The organism is Janthinobacterium sp. SUN176 (genome assembly GCF_030587335.1).
Classification (GTDB): Bacteria; Pseudomonadota; Gammaproteobacteria; order Burkholderiales; family Burkholderiaceae_D; genus Janthinobacterium; species Janthinobacterium kumbetense.
In genome coordinates this window covers 1-1,231 of sequence record NZ_JAPWIA010000013.1, presented here as the reverse complement: position 1 = coordinate 1,231, position 1,231 = coordinate 1, and the positions used below count along the sequence as shown (strand labels likewise).

The following is a 1,231-nucleotide window of genomic DNA, read 5'->3' as shown; positions in this document are numbered from 1 at the left end:
ATTCGCTTGTCCCTATAACGTTAGCCTCTTCATTCTTTCAAATGAAAAGAGCGCTACAGGGATAAGAAAGTACAACGTTGTTGCTTGTTTGTTGATACATACAATCATTACCCATCGATTTACCTTTTACGGCAAACCGATCAATAAATAATCTTTACTTCTTCCAGATTGTTAAAGAACGAAACAGCTTTGATCGCTAAAAGATCAAACCTAAACCACAGTCTTGTTGACTGGCTTACGTTTGCACTTTCAAAGTATTGGTGGAGGATGACGGGATCGAACCGACGACCCCCTGCTTGCAAAGCAGGTGCTCTCCCAGCTGAGCTAATCCCCCTGGGGTATTACATTACTGGTAGGTCTGGCTGGACTAGCGTCCACCTTACCCCCGGGTCTGTTTTTACTGGTAGGGCTGGTTGGACTCGAACCAACGACCCCCGCGTTATCAACACGGTGCTCTAACCAGCTGAGCTACAGCCCCAACGCGGTGCTACTACGACTACTGTTTCTTCTCTTACTAACAGCCGATAAGTGTGAACATTTGATGCGTGAACCAGTTACCTGATTCGTGCAAACTCTAGAAAGGAGGTGATCCAGCCGCACCTTCCGATACGGCTACCTTGTTACGACTTCACCCCAGTCACGAATCCTACCGTGGTAAGCGCCCTCCTTGCGGTTAAGCTACCTACTTCTGGTAAAACCCGCTCCCATGGTGTGACGGGCGGTGTGTACAAGACCCGGGAACGTATTCACCGCGACATGCTGATCCGCGATTACTAGCGATTCCAACTTCATGCAGTCGAGTTGCAGACTACAATCCGGACTACGATACACTTTCTGCGATTAGCTCCCCCTCGCGGGTTGGCGGCGCTCTGTATGTACCATTGTATGACGTGTGAAGCCCTACCCATAAGGGCCATGAGGACTTGACGTCATCCCCACCTTCCTCCGGTTTGTCACCGGCAGTCTCATTAGAGTGCCCTTTCGTAGCAACTAATGACAAGGGTTGCGCTCGTTGCGGGACTTAACCCAACATCTCACGACACGAGCTGACGACAGCCATGCAGCACCTGTGTACTGGTTCTCTTTCGAGCACTCCCCAATCTCTCGGGGATTCCAGCCATGTCAAGGGTAGGTAAGGTTTTTCGCGTTGCATCGAATTAATCCACATCATCCACCGCTTGTGCGGGTCCCCGTCAATTCCTTTGAGTTTTAATCTTGCGACCGTACTCCC

Annotated in this window: 2 tRNA genes and 1 rRNA gene; all 3 read right to left on the bottom strand. The window is 50.1% G+C overall.

Annotated elements, in window-relative coordinates:
• Window positions 1–258: 258 nt before the first annotated feature.
• Window positions 259–334: transfer RNA gene (locus O3299_RS28070), tRNA-Ala, on the bottom strand.
• Between the two features lie 67 nt (window positions 335–401).
• Window positions 402–478 (bottom strand) — tRNA-Ile (locus tag O3299_RS28065).
• Window positions 479–578: 100 nt separating this feature from the next.
• Window positions 579–1,231, bottom strand: a 16S ribosomal RNA gene (locus O3299_RS28060); the annotation flags it as partial.